22 protein-coding genes and 2 pseudogenes are annotated in these 21,390 nt (G+C 72.6%); 12 read left to right on the forward strand and 12 right to left on the reverse strand.

Annotated elements, in window-relative coordinates; all coding sequences use genetic code 11:
* Window positions 1–5 precede the first annotated feature (5 nt).
* The 3 genes and pseudogenes from ACGF0J_RS09095 to ACGF0J_RS09105 form a co-directional block, all read left to right on the forward strand.
* Window positions 6–377 carry an ArsR/SmtB family transcription factor gene (locus tag ACGF0J_RS09095; protein ID WP_393143918.1) on the forward strand — a complete coding sequence of 124 codons (372 nt, stop codon included), beginning with the start codon at window positions 6–8 and terminating at the stop codon, window positions 375–377.
* Window positions 374–1,003: an SRPBCC family protein gene (locus ACGF0J_RS09100; RefSeq protein WP_393143606.1), complete on the forward strand. Its 630-nt coding sequence runs from the start codon at window positions 374–376 to the stop codon at window positions 1,001–1,003. Before ACGF0J_RS09095 ends, ACGF0J_RS09100 begins: the two co-directional genes overlap by 4 nt.
* A gap of 183 nt (window positions 1,004–1,186) precedes the next feature.
* A pseudogene (locus tag ACGF0J_RS09105) lies at window positions 1,187–1,312 on the forward strand (FAD-dependent oxidoreductase); the annotation flags it as partial.
* Between the two features lie 268 nt (window positions 1,313–1,580).
* Here the strand turns inward: ACGF0J_RS09105 and ACGF0J_RS09110 are convergent.
* Complete coding sequence (locus ACGF0J_RS09110) at window positions 1,581–1,721, reverse strand: hypothetical protein (protein ID WP_393143924.1); 141 nt, start codon at window positions 1,719–1,721, stop codon at window positions 1,581–1,583.
* Window positions 1,722–1,907: 186 nt separating this feature from the next.
* Here ACGF0J_RS09110 and ACGF0J_RS09115 point away from each other — a divergent pair, with 186 nt between their 5' ends.
* Window positions 1,908–2,192, forward strand: coding sequence for a hypothetical protein (locus ACGF0J_RS09115; protein ID WP_393143609.1), 285 nt, complete (start codon window positions 1,908–1,910; stop codon window positions 2,190–2,192).
* Window positions 2,193–2,337: 145 nt separating this feature from the next.
* Entirely contained in the window at window positions 2,338–3,522 is a 1,185-nt protein-coding gene (locus ACGF0J_RS09120) for an RNA-guided endonuclease InsQ/TnpB family protein (protein ID WP_393143611.1), read from the forward strand.
* A gap of 49 nt (window positions 3,523–3,571) precedes the next feature.
* Here the strand turns inward: ACGF0J_RS09120 and ACGF0J_RS09125 are convergent, their stop codons facing one another.
* The 6 genes and pseudogenes from ACGF0J_RS09125 to ACGF0J_RS09150 form a co-directional block, all read right to left on the reverse strand.
* A complete protein-coding gene (locus ACGF0J_RS09125; protein ID WP_393143613.1) occupies window positions 3,572–4,888 on the reverse strand; it encodes an acyltransferase family protein in 1,317 nt (438 codons plus the stop codon).
* Between the two features lie 200 nt (window positions 4,889–5,088).
* Window positions 5,089–5,346 (reverse strand): annotated as a pseudogene (locus tag ACGF0J_RS09130) (transposase); the annotation flags it as partial.
* 279 nt (window positions 5,347–5,625) lie between these two features.
* Window positions 5,626–5,853 carry a hypothetical protein gene (locus ACGF0J_RS09135; RefSeq protein ID WP_393143615.1) on the reverse strand — a complete coding sequence of 76 codons (228 nt, stop codon included), beginning with the start codon at window positions 5,851–5,853 and terminating at the stop codon, window positions 5,626–5,628.
* On the reverse strand, window positions 5,850–6,560 hold the full coding sequence (locus ACGF0J_RS09140; RefSeq protein ID WP_393143617.1) for a hypothetical protein: 711 nt from the start codon (window positions 6,558–6,560) through the stop codon (window positions 5,850–5,852). The genes ACGF0J_RS09135 and ACGF0J_RS09140 overlap by 4 nt, the downstream gene beginning before the upstream one ends.
* A gap of 348 nt (window positions 6,561–6,908) precedes the next feature.
* Entirely contained in the window at window positions 6,909–7,853 is a 945-nt protein-coding gene (locus ACGF0J_RS09145) for an NAD-dependent epimerase/dehydratase family protein (RefSeq protein ID WP_393143619.1), read from the reverse strand.
* Window positions 7,850–8,239 (reverse strand): hypothetical protein, encoded by a 390-nt coding sequence (locus ACGF0J_RS09150; RefSeq protein ID WP_393143621.1) that lies wholly within the window; start codon window positions 8,237–8,239, stop codon window positions 7,850–7,852. The genes ACGF0J_RS09145 and ACGF0J_RS09150 overlap by 4 nt, the downstream gene beginning before the upstream one ends.
* Window positions 8,240–8,382: 143 nt before the next feature.
* Here ACGF0J_RS09150 and sigJ point away from each other — a divergent pair, with 143 nt between their 5' ends.
* Together sigJ and ACGF0J_RS09160 are read left to right on the forward strand one after the other, a co-directional pair.
* Window positions 8,383–9,258, forward strand: coding sequence for an RNA polymerase sigma factor SigJ (sigJ, locus tag ACGF0J_RS09155; protein ID WP_393143623.1), 876 nt, complete (start codon window positions 8,383–8,385; stop codon window positions 9,256–9,258).
* Between the two features lie 150 nt (window positions 9,259–9,408).
* Window positions 9,409–10,617 carry a DUF6461 domain-containing protein gene (locus ACGF0J_RS09160; protein WP_393143625.1) on the forward strand — a complete coding sequence of 403 codons (1,209 nt, stop codon included), beginning with the start codon at window positions 9,409–9,411 and terminating at the stop codon, window positions 10,615–10,617.
* Window positions 10,618–10,640: 23 nt separating this feature from the next.
* Here the strand turns inward: ACGF0J_RS09160 and ACGF0J_RS09165 are convergent, their stop codons facing one another.
* The 4 genes from ACGF0J_RS09165 to ACGF0J_RS09180 all read right to left on the reverse strand — a co-directional run bounded on the left by ACGF0J_RS09165 (window position 10,641) and on the right by ACGF0J_RS09180 (window position 16,358).
* Window positions 10,641–11,672 carry a HemK family protein methyltransferase gene (locus tag ACGF0J_RS09165; RefSeq protein ID WP_393143627.1) on the reverse strand — a complete coding sequence of 344 codons (1,032 nt, stop codon included), beginning with the start codon at window positions 11,670–11,672 and terminating at the stop codon, window positions 10,641–10,643.
* 242 nt (window positions 11,673–11,914) lie between these two features.
* Window positions 11,915–12,382 carry a group II truncated hemoglobin gene (locus tag ACGF0J_RS09170; protein WP_393143629.1) on the reverse strand — a complete coding sequence of 156 codons (468 nt, stop codon included), beginning with the start codon at window positions 12,380–12,382 and terminating at the stop codon, window positions 11,915–11,917.
* 38 nt (window positions 12,383–12,420) lie between these two features.
* Window positions 12,421–13,587, reverse strand: coding sequence for an SWIM zinc finger family protein (locus ACGF0J_RS09175; RefSeq protein ID WP_393143631.1), 1,167 nt, complete (start codon window positions 13,585–13,587; stop codon window positions 12,421–12,423).
* Window positions 13,584–16,358 (reverse strand): DEAD/DEAH box helicase, encoded by a 2,775-nt coding sequence (locus ACGF0J_RS09180; protein WP_393143633.1) that lies wholly within the window; start codon window positions 16,356–16,358, stop codon window positions 13,584–13,586. The genes ACGF0J_RS09175 and ACGF0J_RS09180 overlap by 4 nt, the downstream gene beginning before the upstream one ends.
* A 100-nt stretch (window positions 16,359–16,458) precedes the next feature.
* On the opposite strand from ACGF0J_RS09180, the gene ACGF0J_RS09185 reads away from it, so the two are divergent.
* From ACGF0J_RS09185 to ACGF0J_RS09195, 3 genes are read left to right on the forward strand one after another with little or no spacing between them, the layout of a single operon-like run.
* Window positions 16,459–17,076 carry a DedA family protein gene (locus ACGF0J_RS09185; protein ID WP_393143635.1) on the forward strand — a complete coding sequence of 206 codons (618 nt, stop codon included), beginning with the start codon at window positions 16,459–16,461 and terminating at the stop codon, window positions 17,074–17,076.
* On the forward strand, window positions 17,060–18,205 hold the full coding sequence (locus ACGF0J_RS09190) for a sensor histidine kinase (RefSeq protein WP_393143637.1): 1,146 nt from the start codon (window positions 17,060–17,062) through the stop codon (window positions 18,203–18,205). The genes ACGF0J_RS09185 and ACGF0J_RS09190 overlap by 17 nt, the downstream gene beginning before the upstream one ends.
* Window positions 18,196–18,840 carry a LuxR C-terminal-related transcriptional regulator gene (locus tag ACGF0J_RS09195; RefSeq protein ID WP_393143639.1) on the forward strand — a complete coding sequence of 215 codons (645 nt, stop codon included), beginning with the start codon at window positions 18,196–18,198 and terminating at the stop codon, window positions 18,838–18,840. The genes ACGF0J_RS09190 and ACGF0J_RS09195 overlap by 10 nt, the downstream gene beginning before the upstream one ends.
* Window positions 18,841–18,996: 156 nt before the next feature.
* On the opposite strand, the gene ACGF0J_RS09200 is transcribed toward ACGF0J_RS09195, so the two are convergent.
* A complete protein-coding gene (locus ACGF0J_RS09200) occupies window positions 18,997–19,638 on the reverse strand; it encodes a LysE family translocator (protein WP_393143641.1) in 642 nt (213 codons plus the stop codon).
* An 87-nt stretch (window positions 19,639–19,725) separates the two neighbouring features.
* Between ACGF0J_RS09200 and ACGF0J_RS09205 the strand changes: the two genes are divergently transcribed.
* Together ACGF0J_RS09205 and ACGF0J_RS09210 are read left to right on the forward strand one after the other, a co-directional pair.
* Window positions 19,726–20,811 carry a winged helix DNA-binding domain-containing protein gene (locus ACGF0J_RS09205; protein ID WP_393143643.1) on the forward strand — a complete coding sequence of 362 codons (1,086 nt, stop codon included), beginning with the start codon at window positions 19,726–19,728 and terminating at the stop codon, window positions 20,809–20,811.
* The gene (locus ACGF0J_RS09210; RefSeq protein WP_393143645.1) at window positions 20,808–21,227 is read left to right on the forward strand and encodes an SRPBCC family protein; all 420 of its coding nucleotides are present in this window, start codon (window positions 20,808–20,810) and stop codon (window positions 21,225–21,227) included. The genes ACGF0J_RS09205 and ACGF0J_RS09210 overlap by 4 nt, the downstream gene beginning before the upstream one ends.
* Window positions 21,228–21,390: the final 163 nt, after the last annotated feature.

A 21,390-nucleotide genomic window follows, 5' to 3' on the forward strand; every position in this document is an offset into this window, starting at 1 on the left:
TGGCCGTGCACGCGTTCGACGTCCTGGGCGACCCGGTACGACGCCGGATCCTGGAGCTGCTGGCCGACGGCGAGCTCAGCTCCGGCGAGGTGACCGCCGTCATCCGCAGCGAATTCGGCATCTCCCAGCCCGCGGTGTCCCAGCACCTGAAAGTGCTGCGCGACAACGGCTTCGCCACCGTCCGGGCAGAGGGGACCCGCCGGCTGTACGTCGTGGACCCCACCCCGCTGCGCGAGATCGACGCCTGGCTCGACCACTTCCGCGGGTTCTGGGAACAACGCCTGGACGCGCTGGCCACCGAACTGGCCCGCGGCAGACGGAAGCGCCGCGCGGCGTCACCGCCCGCCGGATCACCCGAGAGAAACGAGCACCCATGATCGATGTCATCGACGCCATCAAACGGGCAGGCCGGCAGGTCGGCGACGACGGCACCACCAAGACGGTCACCATCACCCGCACCTACGACGCGGCCGTGGAGGACGTGTGGGACGCCTGCACCGACCCCGAACGGATCAGCCGCTGGTTCCTGCCGATCACCGGTGACCTGCGCCCGGGCGGCCACTACCAGCTCGAAGGCAACGCGGGCGGCGAGATCCTGCACTGCGAGCCGCCCCGCCTGCTCCGCCTCACCTGGGTGATGGGCGACAGCCCCGGCAGGTCGGAGGTCGAGGTGCGGCTGACCCCCGGCACGGACGAGTCCACCGACTTCCGGCTGCGGCACACCGCCGAGGTGCCGCCGGAGTTCTGGTCTCAGTACGGGCCGGGCGCCGTCGGCGTCGGCTGGGACCTCACCGTGCTCGGCCTCGGCCTGTACCTGACCGGCGATCCCGTCGGCGACCCCCGCGCCTGGGAGCGGAGCGAGGAGGCGCGCCGCTTCATGACCGCCAGCGGCGAGGCGTGGCGCGTCGCCCACGAGACGGCCGGTGCGCCGCCCGAGCAGGCCGCGACCATGGCCGCGAACACGATCGCGTTCTACGTCCCCGCAGACCCGCAGCAGACGTGACCTCGCCGCCGCCCCCGACCCCCACCGCCCCCACCGCCCCCACCGCCCCGGCGGCGCAGGGCGGCCCTCCGGCCGCCCGCATCGCCGTTGCCCGGGACGCCGCGCCGGGTTACGTTCGGCACGGACCTGCCCACGGGGTCGAGGCCGTCACCCGCACCGGGTGACAGCCGGAGACGGGGAGTCATGACCTTCCAGGTAGCGATCATCGGTGCCGGCGTCGGCGGGCTCTGCCTGGCCCAGGGCCTGCGCAAAGCCGGCGTCAACGTCACCGTGCACGAACGTGACCGCACGGCGACCAACCGCCTGCAGGGCTACCGCCTGCACATCAACCCGCTCGGCGCCCAGTCCCTGCGCGACTGCCTGACACCCGAGCTGTGGGACGCCTTCCTGGCCACCACCGGCAGAGGCGGGCTCGACTTCGCGTTCGTGACCGAGCAACTCAAGCCGTTGATCAAACTGCAGGCCAGGGAACGGGACGCCACTGGCGCGACCACCATTCCGTCAGCCGGATCACGCTCCGCCAGATCATGCTCACCGGCCTGGGCGAGGCGGTGCGCTTCGGCAGGACGTTCGAGCGCTACGAGCGCACGGCGGACGGCCGGATCACCCTGCACTTCGCCGACGGGTCCACCACCACGGCCGACGTCCTGGTCGCCGCCGACGGCAGCGGTTCGCGGGTGCGCCGGCAGTACCTCCCCCAGGCCAGACGGATCGACACCGGCATCACCCGCGTCGCCGGCAAGTTCCCCCTCACCGACGCAACGAAGCGGCTGATCCCGGCCCACCTGTACGAGGGCCTGACCAACGTCGTCCCGGCCAGGGGCCACTCCATGTTCTGCGCGCCGCACGACTTCGGCAAACCGGTCGTCCTGCCCACATCGGAGCCAGCAAGCTGGACGGCGCGATGCACGACAACACCAGCAGCTACATCCTGTGGGCGTTCGGCACCGAGACCCGCCACTTCCCCGACGACGCGGCCTCCCTGCCGGGCGCCCGGATCCGCGCACTGGTCACCCGGATGATCGGCGACTGGCATCCCGACCTGCTCCGCCTGATCGACATGACCGACCCGGAGACGGTGTCCCTGCTGCCGATCCGCAGCGCCGAGCCGATCCGGCCCTGGCCGGCCACGACCATCACGCTGCTCGGCGACGCCATCAGAGCCTCCCGAGGGGACCGGCTGCTTTAGCCGTCGGGGGAATCGGGAGCGGGAGGGCCGTCAAGGCCCGAGCGTGCCGTGACCTGCCGGGTCTGCGCGTCACGGGTCTCCTTCCGGGTTTTGTCGGTGCCTGCCGGTACCGTGGTCGCGTCGTTACCGAGCGTGGGAGGTGGGTGTGCGCAGGTCGTTCAAGTTCCTGCTGCGCCCCACGAGCAGGCAGGCCGCCGCGCTCGCCGCTTGCCTGGAGGATCACCGAATCCTGTACAACGCCGCTCTGGAGCACCGGCGCACCGCCTACGCCAAGGCCGGGGTGAGTGTCCGCTACGGAGACCAGTCGGCGGAGTTGAAGCACATCCGCGCCGACGATCCAGATGGTCAGGGCCGGTGGTCGTTCTCCTCCCAGCAGGCCACGCTGCGCCGGCTGGACAGGGCGTTCCGGGCGTTCTTCGACCGGGTCAAAGCCGGGCGCGCGCCGGGGTTCCCGCGTTTCAAGGGGCGGGGCTGGTTCGACACGGTGGAATGGCCGAAGGACGGCGACGGCTGCCGGTGGGACTCCCAACCCGAGCATCCGGCCGCCACGTTCGTGCGCCTTCAGGGCGTCGGCCACGTCCGGGTGCACCGGCACCGGGCCGTGAAGGGCCGGGTGAAGACGATCAGCGTCAAGCGTGAAGGGCGCCGCTGGTACGTGGTGCTGTCGTGCGACGACGTGCCCGCGCAGCCGCTGCCCGCCACGGGCGTGGTCGCCGGGATCGACCTGGGCCTCGCCTCGCTGGTCACGACCAGCGACGGCCATCACATCGACAATCAGCGGCACCTGGCCGCCTGCGCCGGCCGTCTGGCATCGGCCCAGCGAGCTCTCGCCCGCCACAAGCGCGGGTCCAAGCGCCGCCGTAAGGCCGTGGCCCGGGTGGCGGCGCTGCACGCCAAGGTCCGCCGCCAGCGGATCGACGGCGCGCACAAGGCCGCCTTGGCGCTGGTCCGCGGCTATGACGTGATCGTGCACGAGGACCTGCGGATCACCCACATGACGCGCTCGGCGTCCGGCACGATCGACGCGCCCGGCCGTAACGTCGCCGCCAAGGCCGGGCTCAACCGAAGCATCCTGGACGCGGGTTGGGGGGTGTTCCTGACGATCCTCGCGCACAAGGCTGAAAGCGCCGGTCGAGAGTTGATCGCAGTCGATCCCCGCAACACCTCCCGCACGTGCTCGCGCTGCGGGCACGTGGCGAAGGACAACCGTCTCACCCAGGCCGCGTTCGCCTGTACGGCGTGCGGGCACACCGCGCACGCCGACGTGAACGCGGCGACCAACATCCTGAGGGCAGGGCTTGCCCTTCGCCAGGCCGCGCAAGCGGCTTAGCGAGAAGCCGCTCCCTTCAGGGAGCGGAGGAGTCACGCTCGGCCGCGCTTCACCCAGGCGGTTTCCCGGTCCGCGCGCCACCCGGCGGGGTGGCCAGGCGGCGGCCGAGCGCCCGTGCCGGCCGTTCCACCCACCGGTACGTCGCCGCGCTCACCAGTACGGCGGCGGCAACGGCGGTCACCGCGACGGCGAGCCGCACCGCGTACGGCCGGTCGCCGAGGTCGCCCACCGCCTCGTGCAGGTAGCCGAACAGCGGATGGTGCACCAGGTAGAGCGAGTAGCTGATCAACCCGAGCCAGGCCAGCGCCTTCGGGACCCGCCGCCCGCGCAACGCCCGCGCCACCGCGAACGTCGCAGCCGCCGCGCCCACCGTGGTGGCCCACACGCCGGGCTCGGCCCACCACCCGACGGGTGCCGCCCACACCGGAGCCAGCGCCACCAGCGCACCGGTGAGCGCCACCGGCCAGAGCGGGCCCGTGCCGCGTTCCCACCGCTGGACGGCCGTGCCGGCGAACATCACCGCCAGGATCGTCAGGCCCAGCCAGGGGATCCGGCCGCCCAGCACCGGCAGCGCCGCCGCCATCAGCCCCAGCGCGTACGCGGCCACCGTACGCGCCCGGCCCGAGACGACCGCGGCCAGCCCGGCGGCGAACACCACGGCCGACCCGTAAGCCAGCCACGGCCCGGGCACCGGCACCACCCCCGGCACCACTGCCGCCACCACGGACGCCACGCCGAACAGCACGGCCACCGCCCCGCTGCGCCGGTGCAGCCCCGCCGTGAACAGCGCCGTCACCAGCAGGTAGAACACCATCTCGTAGGACAGTGTCCACATGGTGTCGGCGACGCCGCCCACCCCTACCACGTCGAGCAGCATCGTCAGATGCGCCGCGACCGAGGAGCCGTCGCGCGGCACCTCCTCCCGCAGCGGCACCCACCACGCCAGGGCGACGACCAGCGCGGCCACGACCAGGTAGAGAGGGTAGAGCCGGAACACCCGGCTGATCCAGAAGCCGCGCAGTTCGCCCCGCCGTTCCAGCGACGCGGGAACGATGTAGCCGCTGACCAGGAAGAACACCATCACGCCGTAGAAGCCGAGGCTGAACCAGTAGGGCCGCAGCGGGGGGAGCACCCACGGCAGGTGTTCGGCGACCACGGCGAGCGCCCCGATGCCGCGCAGCGCGTCCAGCCAGCCGAGCCGGGCACCAGATCCCCGGGCTTCCGTTTCCCGGGAGCCGGACGCCCGGGAGCCGGACGCCCGGGCGTCGGCGGGGGTGTCAGGTGAGGCGTCCGCAGGGGTGTCCGGCCGCGGGCGCCGGGGTAAGGCGGGGGGCGGGAAGCTCGGCATCCGGACGATCTTACCCATAACGCGGCCCTTCGACCGGGCTCCCGAGACCGGGCGGCTGGTCGGGGTCGGTGCCAGTTTCCGAAGTCGTCTGCACCGATGTCCGGAGTCCCTGCACACAGCGGTGAGCGTCGCTGCGTCGTCAGTTGGAGGAGGTGGGTTGTCGATCGCTTCGGGGACGTAGCCGCAGGATCCTTGTCCCCGTCGAGCTTGCCAGGTCACCGCCATCGTGGCCCGCAGCGGGAACGGATCGGCGGGATCTACCGGACCAGCGGCTTCAACGCCAGGCTGTCGTGGGTGTTGGCGGCGCTGATCGCGACAGAAACCGGCACTCCTATCCGATCGGTGATGAGATGGATCTTCGATCCCTTCTTGCCGCAATCGACAGAATTCGGATCTGTCAGCTCCCCGCCTTTCATGGCGCGCACGCTGACCGAGTCGATTGCGCATCGCGACCAGTCCAGCGTGCCGGTAAGCCCCAGATGAGCCACGCTCCAAGCCCCCTTCATGGGTGCTGATAAGAAACTTGTCATAAGCCCTGAACGAGCGTTGCCGGGGGAGCAACGACCACTTGGACCTGTACTTCCCGCCGGTCAGTGATGCCAAGACCCCCGGATGCCGAAGGGCCCGCGGGGCGCGCGGGCCCTGGCCTGTCCTGAGCGTGCGGCTCGGTGGCGTGGTGATCGGTCACTCAGTGGCGGATTGGAGGAGTTCGATCTCGATGGCCGGCACGCCGACTCCCCGTCCTGGGCAGGGTGTTATCCGAGACCTGCGGTACTCCTCACCGGCGCTGTGTCTTCCCTCCGGGCGACACGCAGGACGGCGGCCATGAAGATCAGGCCCACGGTGATGCCCAAGGCGTGCTGAAGGACTGCGACCATCGTGTATTCGGCGGTCACGAAACCTCCGGGCCGCAGGATCACCAGCGGCAGCTTCCAACCGCTCCACGCGAACAGCGAGCCTGAAGCCCCGAAGGCCAGCGTCATCGGGATCCACCGCCGAAGCCGGGCAGCCGGCAGCGCGTGAGCGCCCAGATGCTCCAGGCTCCGAGCAGGACCCACAGTCCCGAACTCGCGTTCAGAAGTCGCCCGTTGAGATCCCCGTGGTCGCGATGCGCCGGGTCGAGGCCCAGCGTCCCGCCCAGCGCCCAGTAGAACCAGGCCAGTCCCAGCCCGGAGGCCACCACCATCGCCATCGTGACCAGGGTCCATGAGCGGGCAGGGCCGTCCCCGACGCGGCCGAGGAAGGCCCTCGGCCATCTCTCCCTCAGATAGATCGGCAAGGCCACGGCCAGCCCCACGGCCATGCCGGCGAAGCCGATGGTGAGGAAGACCGTCTCCCCTCGCGGAGCCGAGGCGGAGTCCGCACCGCCACCCAGATCGACCCCGAGTGCGCCGAGGAGACCTTTGATCACCGAGTAGGGAAGCATCGGGACCAGGAAGCCCGCACCCACCCAGGAAAAGAAGATCACCGGCATGGCCGGCAGCCGACGGCCCCATCGCTGGGCCAGCGCCAGCCCCAGCGCGATTCCGGTCATCGCCATCACCACGGTAACGACGTTCAGCAGCACCCAGTCGGTGGTGCCGTAGTTGTCCGGACCATGTCCGAGCAGCGCCGCGGTGACCCAGATGAGTTTGACCGCCAGGTAGAGCGACATGCTGAGTGCCGCGGCATAGCCCGCGAGTTTGCGCACCGCGCTCCATCGCGCGGGCACACCCATCTCGGCGGGAAACTCACCAGAACCTTGTGTCACCTGAACCCGCCTCCCCTGGTGTGCCGATCTTGATGGGCTCGAGTCTTGCGGGGCGTCGACCGGGCGGGATCCCCCCACGGTGTGGAACGCCTGCGCTTCCTTCCCCCGTACGGGGGAGAAGGATCGCCCTTGGGCCACCAGACTTCCGAGCTCTGGTCATGTCGCGGTTCTGCCGCCATGAGCCGCTGCGCGGCCGATCCGGTTCGTCCGTTCGGCCGTCCCGTCTGTGGACTCCCACGTGGTCCTGCTGGGCGGCCTGGAGTTTGAACGGGTCCACCTCTGCTGGGCTCAGTGGTCACTGGCCGTCCTTGCGGCCAGCGCGGCCAGTCCGTCGCGGCAGGAGGGGTAACGGGGCGTCCAGCCCAGCTCGTCGGTGGCGCGCCGGTTGGACAGGCGGATGCGGGTGGTGACCATCAGGGCGCGCAGGTACGGCAGCGCGGCGAGGAGGCGGCTGGGCACCCGCCGGGGAGGAGGCGCCCCCGCGGCTTGTGCGACGGCGCGGAAGTAGGCCTCGAAGGTGACCGGCTGGTCATCCACGATGTTGTACGGCTGGCCGGGGCGCCCCCGGTGCAGTGCGGCGACGGTGGCCGAGGCGGCGTCGTGGAGGTGGATGAGCGAGACGGCACCGCTGGGGCTCGGGGCGGGCAGCCGGCGTCGCCGGGCGAGGTGGATCAGCCGCCGGGTGGCGGGCTCCGGACCGTAGAACATGCCATAACGCAGGGCGACTCCGTCGATGCCCGGGGTGGCGAGGGCCTGGTCCTCGTTGCTGCGCAGGGAGATCATGTGCCGGTCGAAGCCTCGATGGCCGGTGCGGACGGCGAAGGGGTGGTCCTCGTCCAGCAACTGCTCGCCGTGGTCGCGGTAGCCGTACCCGAGGAAGAACGATTGGGTGAGGAAGCGGCGGGCACCGAGTTCGGCCGCGGCGCGCAGCAGGTGGGCGGTGCCGCGCTCGCGCAGCGCGTCGGTGGCGTACAGGTGTCGGTGCAGGAACGGCACACCGGTGATGGCGGTCGCCTGGTGGATCACCGCGTCGGCTCGCCGGCCCTCCAGGGCGGCCAGCAACTTGTCGACGTTCATGATGTCGGCTTGCACTGGCTGTACGCCCAGTGCGGCCAGCCGGGCCGCGCCGGCGGCGGACCTGGTCAGGCCGAGCACGTGATGTCCCTCGGCCAGCAGCATAGGGATCAGGACGGAGCCGAGTGCGCCGGTCGCGCCGGCCAGCAGGACCCTCATGACCCTGCCTCCGCCCGGCCGCGCAGCTGCTGAATCCGTACGATCCAGGCCGCCAGCGCCACTGCGGAGACCGCCAGCAACGTCCAAGGGTCGGAGGCGTTGCCGCCCAGCGGCAGGTCGAGAGCGTGGTTGACGGCGTGGAAGGTGTTGGTGAACACGAAACCGGCCAAGACCACGGCCAGGACGTCGCGCCAGCGCAGGGCGCACAGCATCATCAACCCGATCCCGATCTGGAACACGCCGGCGTCGTGCAGGAAGTGCACGTGATTGGGCCAGTTGGCGAAACGGGCGAAGCTTGCTGGATCCAGCCGGGCCCAGCATCCGGTGCTCAGCATGGTCAACGCCGCCAGCACCACCACGGCCTTGACCAGTCCATCCTTGGACATCTGTCATGGTTCCTTTCCTCGCTGCTCATGAGAGGCGTGACGCGCCTGGAGGCGTGACATGGACGCCATGTGATCCAGGGCACATGTCACATCTGGGCCGCGGATCGCCTTACATGGGCAGGACATGGCATTCAAGGAGACAGATGGCCGCTGCGGACACCACCTTCAACCAGCACAGGAACCTGCTGTTCACGCTCGCCTACGAAATCCTCGGCAGCGTGCACGACGCCGAGGACGTGGTGCAGGAATCCTGGCTGGCCTGGGCCTCCGTGGAGACCGACCAGATCGAGCATCCCAAGGCGTACCTGGTGCGCATCGCCGTACGGCAAGCGCTGGCACGCTCGCGCCGCCTGCGCGCGGCCCGGGAGGACTACGTAGGGCCCTGGCTACCCGAGCCCCTGCTCACCGCAGCCGACCCCGCCGAGGCTGCCTCCCGGGCAGAAGAACTGACCTTCGGCCTGCTGGTGGTGCTGGAAACCCTCTCTCCTCTGGAACGGGCGGCCTTCGTGCTCCGCGAGGGATTCGGCTACGAGCACGCCGAGATCGCCCGCGTCCTGGAGCGATCCCCCGCAGCGGCCCGCCAGCTGATCCACCGCGCCCGCGAGCACGTCCAGGCGCGGCGGCCGCGCTTCCCCGCAGACCCCGACCTTGCGCGCCGGGCCGCCGAGCGCTTTCTTGCCGCCACGCTCGGCGGCCACCTCGGCGACCTGATGGATGTCCTTGCCCCCGACGTCACCCTATGGACCGACGGCGGCGGCGCGGTGCGGGCCGCCCTACGCCCAGTGAGTGGGGCGGCCAAGGTGGCACGCCTACTCGCGAAGCTCGGCCCCCGCTATGGCCACCTGTGCGCCCGCTGGCTCCCCGGCAGCCAGCCCACCGCGCTGCTGACGGCTGAGGATGAGCTGCTCGCGGTGCTGGTATTGGACCTGGACGCCGTCACCAACAGGGCGCGTCACGTCTACGGCATCGTCAACCCGGGGAAGCTCACCCACCTTTCACCGGCCACCACCTGCATGTAATCGCCGCCTGTCCCGCTGCAGCCGGCCGTCAGTGCAGTTGCATCCTGCTGGGCCGGAGGCGCGACGAGCCGATCCTTTCTGCCGTCGGGGATGTCGGATCCGCCTGCCATACTCACCCGTGATCATGAATGGGAAGAACTGGGGCTACTGATGCGCAAGATCATGCCCGGGGACTACGCGTGGGAGGGCGACTGGCCGGAGGAGATCTACACCGTCACCCTCGTCCGCGGCCTGGACGAGCGCGAGACGCTCCGGCGGTTCGGCGTGTCCGACGACAACATCCATCCGGTGGACGACGAGGAGGTCATGGAGCGCATCGAGGAGACCGACGGCTGCTGCGACATGGTGCTGGTGACCCGGGCCGGCGACTGGACGATCGCCTTCGAGTACAGCGGCTGGGAGGGGACCCGGCCCGAGACCCTGCGCGAGCTGACCCGCGACGGCGGTGAGGCCGTCTCCGTCATGCGCCACAACTACGCGGCTTCGCATGACTTCGCACACGCTGCAGACGGCCGGATTCGGACGGCTTTTCGCCCGCAGACGCCCCAGGAGCGCTGGGGCAGCCACCCCGACGCGCTGATTGAGGACATGCGCGAGCTAGGCCTGGAACCCGAACCGGATGAGGAGTTCCAGTACCTGTCCGGCTCCGTTCCTGCGGCCCTCGCGCTGGCCAGTCGTATCTCCGGAGTGCTTTTCACCCCCGCGCTGCTGGACGGGCCGCTGCTGGGCGGGGTCATCACCGACGCGGTTCCCGACGATCCCCCGGAAGGTGACCCGCTCGCCCGGCACGCCCTGCGGGCCTTCGACCGGGAGCTCGCCGAGGCCATCGACCATGCCTCCCCTGACCTTCAGCGGCGGGCCGCGGTCGCCGAAGCCCGACGCCAGTGTGAGCTGGCCGGCGTGGCCGACCACCCGGTGCTCGCCGCCGCACTGGCTTCGGCCGAGCGGGGCGAGACAAGGCCGGTCGGGCACGACTCCCCGCTCGCTGAACTCATCCGCGGCTACGAGGCGGAGCTGACCGGCCATCCGATCGACGGGGCCACCGGCGAGTGGATGGCCGGCCCGTCTGCGGATCCGCACCGCTCCCAGGACGTCAGCCGCTCCATCTTCTTCATCGATACCGCGACCGGCATGCCGGCATGCCCGAGCTGCAGGTGGCATCACCGCCCGGGCGAAGCGGAGCGGGAGGCAGTCCGGCCGCGCTGGCAGGCGGGGAGATCAGTACGCCACGCCCTGTCACCCGACGCCAGGACGGCCGCCTACAACACCCACTTCCCCCTGGTCCACGGCGGTCAGGTCATGGCCGACCCCGACCACGCGGCGGCCGTTGCCGCGACGCTGCGCGCCGCCTCGACATAGCCGACCCCGACGGCACCCGAACGTCAGCCGGCCGGAAACTCGGACGGACATTCGGGTGGGGCGTCGGGTGGGGTGGGGCGGGTGCCGATGACGGCGGTGGCGTGCAGGGTGCGGTAGGTGGCGATCCGAGGAGTGAGTCCGGCGCGGGCCATCGCCTCGGCGGCCGGCCGCGCCTGCTGTTCGCCGGTCTCGACCAGCAGGTGACCGCCCGGGGCGAGCCAGCGGGGTGCCTGCTCGACGACTCGGCGGACGATGTCGAGCCCGTCGGCGCCCCCGTCGAGCGCCACCAGCGGCTCGTGTTCGCGGGCCTCCGGCGGCAGCAGGGCGATCGCCTCGGTGGGCACGTACGGCGGGCTGGCGATCAGGACGTCGACGCGGCCCAGCAGGTTCGTGGGCAGCGGCTGGTACAGGTCGCCCTCGTGGACGTGGCCGCCGGCGGCGGCGAGGTTGCGGCGGGCGCAGCGCACCGCGGCCGGGTCGATGTCGACGGCGTGCAGCTCGAATGGACCGGCGACCCGATCCGGCCTCGAGCCCGTCCTTGAAACCGGCCCTGAAATCGACCTTGAAACCGGTCTTGTAGCCAGTCCTGTTGCCGGCGCCGGAAGCGGTCCTGAAGCCGGTCCGGGGGGCGGCGTGGGTGCCAGTGCCGCGGCCAGTGCCGCGGCCAGCGCGCCGGAGCCGCAGCACAGGTCCACCACGACGACGGGCCCGCCGTCACCCGCGCCGGGCCCGCGGGCGGTCCGGGCGAGAGCGGATCGGGCGAGAGCGGTGGCCTGGTCGGCGAGGAACTCGCTGCGGCGGCGCGGCACGAAGACGCCCGTGTCCACGGCGATGCGCATGCCGCGGAACTCGGCCCAGCCGAGGACGTGTTCGAGCGGCAGGCCGGCGACGCGTCGTTCGACCATGGCGTCGAGGTCGCCGGCGTCGTGGGCGGTGGACAGGAGCAGCCGCGCCTCGTCCTCGGCGAACACGCAGCCGGCGGCGCGCAGTCGCGTCACGATGGGGGCGGGGTCGAGGGAGTGCGGCGGCGTCGGGGACGACAGCGGGGATGGCATGGAGCGCCTTTCGGGTGCCCAGGGGCGCTCTCCCGGTCACCTACGCCGTGGCGACGGCACGACCACGAGGGGAGAGCACCCGGCCTGACATGGCGGTAATGGGGCTCACCTCCTCAGTCGTGTCCACCTGGGACGGCCACCCTATCGGAGCCGGTCCTGGCGGGGCAAAAGCACCCCGTGCGGCAGGGCCGGCGGCCCCGCCGGGAACAAGGCGCATCCCCTGACGGCCGCCGCGGCGGCCGTCAGGGCTGGTACGGCGGGGCGACGCCCCATCCCCAGCGCGGCACCGGCGCGTCGGTCACCGGGGTGGCGCCGGGCCCCGAGTTGTGCACCGCGAGCCGGGTGCCCCACTCGATGTAGCCGGCGAACGCGGCCCGGAACTCCGGGTCGTCGGGCAGCCCCGCCTCGTCGGCGGCGTCCATGAGCAGGCTCACCCACCGGCGCCGTTGCGGCTCGGTGATGCCCCTGCCGAGATGCTGGCGCAGCATGTGCGGGTAGCCGCCGCGCTCCTTGGTGTAGCGGTCGGGGCCGCCGAACACCTCGCCCAGCCACATGGCGACGTAGCGGGGATGCCCCGGGTCCATGTGCGCGAACAGCGGCCCGATCAGCTCGTCCTTGACCACCTGGGCGTAGAACACCTCGGTCAGCCGCTCCAGCGCCTGCGCGCCGCCCGCCCACTCGTACAGTGTGGGCCCCGGTTCATCGATCATGTAATCATGTAATCACCGGAGTGGCGGGCCGCGCAACCTCACACCAGCAGCACCGACGGATCACGCTCGGGCGGCCCCGCCGGCCACCACTGCCCGTCACGCAGCTCGAACGGGTACCAGCGGCCGTCCCTGCCGTAACGGAGCTGGAGCTCGCCCACCGTCCAACGGTTGCGCCACGCCTGCACCGCCGGAGGAGCCTCGCCCTCCCAGCCCGCCTCCAGCAGCGCCCGCGAGCGGGCCAGCTCCTGCCCGGGCGGGGTCCAGGGCGACTCCAGCACCTCCAGCCCGCTCACGCCGCCGTACCGCCAGGCCCGTACCGCCGCCTCCAGCCCCACATCCAGATCGTGCTCGGCGGCCAGCCGGACGCGGTCCTGGAACTCGGTCAGCTCGGCCTGCCGGCCCGACACCAGCAGCTCACGCGCCCGCGAGGCCGCCGAGGCGGCCAGCACCCGCAGCGCCGCCACCCCCACGCCCGGCGCCGGATCGAGCTCCAGCGGGGTGAAGGCCACCTCCACCGGCGGCGGGTCCGGCAGCGGCGGCACGCCCAGCGCGAACGCCACGGCGGCGGGCACGCCCGCCGCCGTGGCCCGCACCGTGGCCCGCACCGTGGCCCGCACCGGATCCGGCACCGAGCGGCTCTGCAACGCCTCGACCAGCTCCTGCCGGCCGCGCCCACGCAACAGCAGCAGCACGAACGGATCGCCGTCGAGCAGCCACGACGCCTGGTAGCACAAGGCGGCCGCGTGCTTGCACGGATGGCCCCAGTCGGGACAGGAACAGTCCGGCTCCAGATCGCCGACCGTCGGCAGCAACGGCACGCCCGCCTGCTCTGCCGCCTCCACCAGGTCGTGCGGCATCTCGCCGTCCAGCAGCGCGGCGATGTGCCCCGCCTTGGCGGCCACCTGGTCGAGGAAGCGTTCCCACTCGGCCTCGCCGAGCTGCTCGACCCGGACCACCGTGTGGTACTCGGCGTCGTAGCCGGGCTCCTCGGTGACGGCGGCGAGCCGGCCCGGACTGACCGTGATCGGGCCCACCTGGCCCGTCTTGGCGTAGGCACGACCCTTCTTCAACAGCCCATGGTCCAGGGAGGTGTCCTCCATGGCCTTGATCCAGGCCCGCCCCCACCAGGAGGTCGCGAACCGGGCACCGGCCCCCTGCCGGGAGAAGGCGGGAAACCCCCGCGCGGCACTCACGTCGGATCTCATCGCAGCTCCACCAGGGCGGCCAGCTCGGCGTCGGTCAGTTCGGTCAGGGCCGCCTCGCCGGCGGCCAGCACGGACTCGGCCAGGGACCGCTTGGCGGCCAGCATCCCGGCGATACGGTCCTCGATGGTGCCCTCGGCGATCAGCCGGTGCACCTGCACCGGCCTGGTCTGCCCGATGCGGTAGGCACGGTCGGTCGCCTGGTCCTCGACCGCCGGGTTCCACCAGCGGTCGTAGTGGATCACGTGGTCGGCCCGGGTGAGGTTGAGCCCCGTGCCGGCCGCCTTCAGCGACAGCAGGAACACCGGGGCGCCGCCGTCCTGGAAACGCCGCACCATCTCCTCCCGGCGGGCCACCGGCGTGCCGCCGTGCAGCAACTGCGTGGCCACGCCCCGGCCGGTCAGGTGCCGCTCCAGCAGCCGCGCCATGGCGACGTACTGGGTGAAGACCAGCACCGCGCCGTCCTCGGCGACGATCGTGTCGACCAGCTCGTCCAGCAGCTCCAGCTTGCCCGAACGGCCGGTCAGCCGCGGCTGCGCCTCGTGCAGGTACTGCGCCGGATGGTTGCAGATCTGCTTGAGCCCGGTCAGCAGCTTGACCACCAGACCCCGCCTGGCCATCCCGCGCGCACCCTCGATCTGCGCCATGATCTCGCGGACCGCGGCCTCGTACAGGCCCGCCTGCTCGGCGGTGAGCGGCACCGGCCGGTCGGTCTCGGTCTTCGGCGGCAGCTCGGGCGCGATGCCCGGATCGGACTTGCGGCGGCGCAGCAGGAACGGCCCCACCAGCCGGGCCAGCCGCTCGGCCGCCTCACCATCACCCGACTCAACCGGTTTGGCCCACCGTGTCCGGAACCTGCCCAGCGAGCCGAGCAGCCCCGGCGTGGTCCAGTCGAGGACGGCCCACAGCTCCGACAGGTTGTTCTCGACCGGGGTGCCGGTCAGCGCGACGCGGGCGGCCGCCGGGATCTCCCGCAGCGCCTTGGCGGTGCCGGAGGTGGGGTTCTTGACGTGCTGGGCCTCGTCGGCCACCACCAGACCCCACGTGTGCTCCGCCAGCCGGGCCGCGTCCAGCCGCATGGTGCCGTACGTCGTCAGCACGAACCCCTCCTCGGCGAGGGCGCGCGCGCTGCCGTGGTAGCGGCGCACCGCGACGCCGGGCGCGAACCGGGTGATCTCCCGCTCCCAGTTGCCCAGCAGCGACGCCGGGCACACCACCAGGGTCGGCCCGCCGCCCGCCCCGCGCCGGTGCAGGTGCAGCGCGATCAGCGTGATCGTCTTACCCAGGCCCATGTCGTCGGCCAGGCAGGCGCCCAGCCCGAGCGAGGTCATCCTGGCCAGCCAGCGCAGCCCCTGCAACTGGTAGTCGCGCAGCGTCGCGGCCAGCTCCGCGGGCGCCGGGACGTCCTCCGGCTCGGTGAGCCGCTCACGCAGCTCGGCCAGCCAGGCGCTCGGCTCCACCGGCACCTGCTCGCCGTCGACCTCCACGGCGCCGGTGAGCGCGGCGCCGAGCGCCTGCAGCCCGGTCAGCGGCGTCAGGTCGCGCCGGCGCGCCCGGCGCGCCAGCTCGGGGTCGACGAGCACCCACTGGTCGCGCAGCCGCACGACCGGGCGGTGCGCCTCGGCCAGCCGGTCCATCTCCGCGGCGGTCAGCCGCTCGCCGCCGAGGGCGAGCTGCCAGTCGAAGCTCGTCAGGTGGTGGCCGCCGAAGAAGGACGGCAGGTCGGACGGCGCGGCGTCCCGCTCCCCGACGACCGCGCGGGCACTCAGGCCGCGCACCATCGACCGCGGCCAGTGCACCTCCACCCCGGCGGCGGCCAGCCGCTCGGCGCCGCCGGCCAGGAGCTGCTCCACCTCGCCGTCGGACAGCGTCAGCTCGTCGGGCACCTCGCTGTCGAGCAGCCGCTCCAGCGCCGGCCAGGCGCGGGCCGCCCGCCGCACGGCCATGGTGGCGTCGATCCGCGCCCGCGGCCCGAACCCGTGGTCGCCGCCGTCCCACAGCTCCGCGGCGTCGGCCACGAGCGACGGATCGGCCAGGCTGTGCACCTGCACGACCGCCCGGAACTCCGCCTCGGCCGGGTCGTCGGCCTCCAGCCGCAGCGACAGCCGCACCCCCGAGTCCAGACCGGCGGCCACCTCGTCGGCCCAGCCCCGCAGGTGCGGCACCTTGACGGGGCGGACGGCCGCGAACGCGGTCGTGCCGGTGGCACGCACCGCGCCGGGCGAGCGCGGCATCGCGTCGGCCACCGCGTCGAGGAACGCCCGCACCAGCCCCTCGGCGTCGGCCAGCAGCGGCCCGTCCGCCTGCGCGCCGTCCAGCGGAACGGCCCGCGCGGTCGCCGGCATCGCCTCGGCCAGCTCCCTGATGCGCAGCAGGTCGGCGGCGTCGAACGGGCCCGCCCGCCAGGAGTCGTTCCCCTGCGCCGTCACGCCGGGCACGACGCGGCCCCGGGTGACGAGCTGCAGCGCCACCAGCGCCACCGCTCCCCAGAAGCGGGCCGCCGGGTGCGCCTGCTCGTCGCGGCGAGCCCGCACCAGGCTCGCCACGGCCTCGCCGACGGGCACGCGGGTGGCCCCCACCCGGTGGACGCGCAGCCCGCCGCCGAGCGGCCGCACCACGCAAACCGTGGCGTCGCCCGCCCTGGCGTCGCCGGACGGGATCTCACCGGACGGGGCGTCGCCGTCGAGGTCGAGAAAGGCCATCTGGCCCGCTCGGGGCGGGTCCGAGGGCTCGAAGACGACCGCCTGTCGTACCAGTTCCGTTGAGGAGCTCACGACCGTACAGTGTACGGTACATAGGCAGTGCGGTTTACCCCAACAACACCTGGTTGCCTTCCGCATTACCCGCACCCCCGATCGCCCCTAGCCTTGTCGCATGACTGAATGGATGGTTTGGCTCATGGAGCGCCTCGGGGCGCCCGGCGCGGGCATCGCGATCGCCCTGGAGAACCTCTTCCCGCCGTTGCCCAGCGAAGTGGTGCTGCCGCTCGCCGGCTTCACCGCCAGCAGGGGCGACATGGGACTGGTCGACGTACTGGTGTTCACCACGCTGGGCTCCGTGCTGGGCGCGCTCGCCCTCTACTGGGTCGGCGCGCTGCTCGGCCGGGACCGGGTGCTGGCCATCGCCGCCAAGATGCCGCTGGTCAAGCCGTCCGACATCGAAAAGACGGAAGCATGGTTCCTCAAGCACGGCCGCATGACCGTGTTCTTCGGACGGATGATCCCCATCTTCCGCAGCCTCATCTCCGTCCCGGCCGGCGTGGAACGCATGCCCCTGCTCACCTTCCTCGCCCTGACCACGGCGGGCAGCGCGATCTGGAACACCGCCTTCGTCCTGGCCGGCTACGCGCTGGGCGAGCAGTGGGAGCTGGTCGAGGGCTACGTCGGCATCGGCTCCAAGGTGGTGCTCGGCCTCGTGGCGCTGGCGGTCGTCGTCTTCATCGGCGTACGGCTGGCCGAGCGGCGCAAGGGACGGCATGCCTCACGTCGCTGACGGCGCCCGGATCGTCGCGGCGGTGACACTCGGCACGCTCACCGCCCTGCTGGAGGCGGCTTTCCTGCTCCTGGCACTGCCGTTCCTCGGCAACCCGAACGTCTCGGCGGGCGCCACACGGCTGGCGAGGCTGGAGGCCCGCCGGCTCCGCCTCGACCCGGCCGCGCTGCGCCTGACCCTCGGCCCGGCGCACGACGACCAGCCGGACGCCGGGCCGGACGAGCAGCCGGACGGCGGGCGGGCGCTGCGCTACCTCGCCGCCCGGCTGCCCGCCGGCGTGCTCGGCGGGCTCATCCTCGCGCTGCTCGGCTACGGCGCCTACATCGGCATCGACCTCGCCCTCGCCTGGGCGAACGGGCAGCCCTACGACGGCATGCGAAGCTCCCTGCCGCTGGCCCTGTCCACCGCCGTCGTCGGCGTCGTCCTGCTCTTCCTGGACCTGTCGGGCCTGGCCGGCGTGTACGCCCTGGAGCGGCGGCTGGCGCGCCGGCTGCTGGCACCCGACCCCACCGAGGCGCTGCACCGCCGCATCGCCGAGCTGGCCGAGAGCCGGGCCGGGATCGTCGCGGCGATCGACTCCGAGCGCCGCCGGATCGAACGCGACCTGCACGACGGCCTCCAGCAACGCCTGGTCGCCCTGTCCATGCTCATCGGCCGTTCACGGCGAGGCCGCCCCGAACTGCTCGACCAGGCCCACCAGGAGGCCCAGCGCGCACTGAGCGAACTACGGGAGGTCGCCTGGCGCGTCTACCCGAGCGGCCTGGACACCCTCGGGCTGGGCGAGGCCCTGTCCGGCGTGGCCGAACGCTCCTCCGTGCCGGTGCGGGTCACCTGCGACCTGCCCGAACGGCCGCCGATGCCGGTGGAGACCGCCGCGTACTTCGTGGTGTGCGAGGCGGTGACCAACGCCGCCAAACACTCCGGCGCCACCCTGATCACGGTCGACGTGCGCCGGTGCGGCACCATGGTCGTCGTGACAGTACGCGACGACGGCTCCGGCGGCGCGGACCCCGCCGGCGGCGGCCTGTCGGGGCTGGCGCGCCGGGTGGCCGCGCTGGACGGCAGGTTCAAGGTGGACAGCCCGACCGGCGGGCCGACGACGATCGTGGCGGAGCTGCCGTGCGGGTGATCCTGGCCGAGGACTCGACGCTGCTGCGCGAGGGCCTGGTACGGCTGCTGCTGGAGGAGGGCCACGAGGTGCCCGCCGCCGTGAGCGACGCCGCCGCCCTGCTGACGGCCGTGGCCGCGAACGTCCCCGACATCGTGGTGGTGGACGTGCGGATGCCGCCCACCCACACCGACGAGGGGCTGCGCGCCGCGCTGGAGGTCAGACGCCGCTGGCCCGCCGTGCGGGTGCTGGTGCTGTCGCAGTACGTGGAGAAGAAGTACGCCACCGAGCTGATGAGCGGCGACGTGGAAGGAGTCGGCTACCTGCTCAAGGACCGGGTGGCGCAGGTGGGCGACTTCCTGGACGCCCTCGACCGGGTGGGCGCCGGGGGAGCGGCGTTCGACCCCGAAGTCGTCCGCCAGCTCCTCGCCCGCACCTCGCACGCCGACCCGCTCGCCCGGCTGACGCCGCGCGAGCGGCAGGTGCTGGAGCGCATGGCGCAGGGCCTGACCAACGCCTCGATCGCGCAGGAACTGCACGTGTCCCAGAGCGCCGTGGAAAAACACGTCAACGCGCTGTTCGACAAGCTGGAGCTGTCGCACACGGCCGGATACAGCCGCCGCGTGCTGGCCGTCCTGCGCTACCTGCAGTCCTGAGAGCCGGCCCCCCGGCGGCCCCCGACCCGGGCCCCCGACCCGGGCCCCCGACCCGGGCCCCCGACCCGGGCGCCCGGCCCGGGCCGTCCGCGGCTCCCGGGCCGGCGCACACGCCGGCTCAGCAGCTCCCGGCCGGCTCAGCAGCTCCCGGCCGGCTCAGCGGCTCTCGACGGCCACGCGCAGGCCGAGGGCGATGAGCACGGTGCCGCTGACCGCGTCCAGCCGGCGCCGGACCGTCGGCCGGCGAAACCACGCCCCGGCCCGCCCCACCGCGGCCGCGAGCGCCAGATACAGCACGATCTCGATGCCAACCTGCACCAGGGCCAGCAGCGCCGTGGTGGCGAACAACGGCCGGTCGGCCGGGACGAACTGCGGATAGAACGCGATCATGAAGGCGGCGGCCTTCGGGTTGGCCAGCATCACCACCACCCCCTCACCGAACGCCTTCCACCACCCACGCGCCGACTCCGGGGCGAGCTCCGCCACGGCCTGCACCTCCCGCGCGCCGCGCCGGGCCGACCGCCACGCCTGCACCCCCAGGTAGAGCAGGAAACCCGCCCCGACGACACGCAGCACCAGGAAGGCCACCTCGGAAGCGGCCACCAGCGCCGCCAACCCCGCGGCGGCGAACAACGCCCACACATAAAGGCCCGCCTCCAGCCCCAACACCGTGGGCACCGCGCCGGACAGACCGCGCAACGCGGCCCGGCGCAGGATCAACGCCATCGCCGGGCCCGGCGAGGCGGAGATCAACACGACGGCCACCACGAAAGCGGGCAACGAGGAAACAATGTCCATCGGGCCATTGTGAACTACCCTGATCTTCCGCCACAACGCACCAACGGGCCGTGGGGCGGCGGCACGGCCGTCCACTAGGGTGTGGGCGTGATCAGCCGCCGGGAACTCAACCGCGCCACGCTCGCCCGCCAACTGCTGCTGCGACGGCACGCCATGCCCGCTCTGCAGGCCGTGGAGCACCTCGTGGGACTGCAGGCGCAGGCGCCGTTCCCGCCGTACTTCGGGCTGTGGTCACGCCTGCAAGGGTTCCGGCCCGACGAACTCGCCCGGCTGCTGGTGGAGCGCGACGTGGTCCGGCTCGTGCTCATGCGCGGCACCGTCCACCTGGTCAGCGCCGACGACGGCCTGACGCTGCGGCCCCTGCTGCAGCCGCTGCTCACCAAGCTCGTCGCTGCCACGCACGGACCGCGCCTGCGGCAGACCGGCCCCGAGGAGATCGTCAAGGCCGGCCGCGAGGCGCTGGAACAGGCCGGCCCGCTCACCGCCGCCAAGTTGGGCGCCGCGCTGGCCGAGCGCTTCCCCGACGTCGGCGCCCACGTCGCGGCCCATCTGATGCGCTGCCTCGTGCCGCTGGTGCAGGTCCCGCCACGGGCCGTGTGGGGCAAGGCCGGGCAGACCGCCTATGCGACCATCGAGACGTGGCTCGGCCGCGAACCGCACCCCGACCCCTCCCCGCAACGGATGGTGCTGCGCTACCTGGCCGCGTTCGGGCCGGCCACCGTGGCCGACCTGCAGGCCTGGTCCGGGCTGACAGGGCTGCGCGAGATCGTCGAACCGCTGCGCCCACGGCTGGTACGCCTGCGCGACGACAACGGCAGAGAACTGCTCGACCTGCCCGAGGCCCCCCGGCCCGACGCCGACGAGCCGGCCCCCGTACGGCTGGTGGCGCCGTTCGACAACCTGCTGCTCAGCCACGCCGACCGCACCCGCGTCATCTCCGACGAGCACCGCCGCCGCGTCATCACCGTCAACGGCCAGGTCCTCGGCACCGTGCTCGTCGACGGCTTCGTCCACGGCGTGTGGCGGCGCGACAAGCACGTGGTGACCGTCGAGGCGTTCGCACCGCTGACGGCCGGGCAGAAGGAGGAGGTCCACGCCGAGGCGCTCGCCCTGCTCGCCTTCGCCGAGCCGGGCCGGTCCGCCGTCCACGAGGTCAGGGTGATCGACGGGTGAGCCACGCCTACATGGGAGCCGCCGTACAGGTGGCCGCGCCGCCGGAGCGGGTCTTCACCCTGCTCACCGACTGGCCACGACACCGGGAGTGGATGGTCCTGACCAGCGCCCGCAGCACCGGCCCCCACCAGGTCGAGGCGTTCACCGGGATCGGGCCGTTCGGCTTCCTGGACACCATGACGATCACCCGGTGGGAGCCGCCCCGGCTGGTGCGCGTCCGCCACACCGGCCGGGTCGTGCGCGGCGAGGGCGCCTTCCGCGTCGAACCCTGCCAGGGCGGCACCCGCATCGTCTGGGCCGAACGGCTGGACCTGCCGTTCGGGCCGCTCGGGCGGGCTCTTTGGCCGCTGGCCCGCCCCGTCGCCGGCGCGCTGGCCCGCCTGTCGCTGCGCCGCCTCGCCCGCCTCGCCGCCTAGCGCGAGGGCCGCCACGGCCGAGCGGGCCCTGTCCGGCACCTGCACCGGCACCGGCACCGGCGCGCTCGGCCGGTGGCGGCAGGTTCGTGGAAGCGCCGCCTGGGGTGTCGGGAGCAGGCTGGACTGCCCCGATGATCGGGGCGTCGAATGCGGAGGTGTCGTC

Origin of the sequence: Nonomuraea sp. NPDC047897, assembly GCF_043204415.1 — a bacterium.
Classification (GTDB): Bacteria; Actinomycetota; Actinomycetes; order Streptosporangiales; family Streptosporangiaceae; genus Nonomuraea.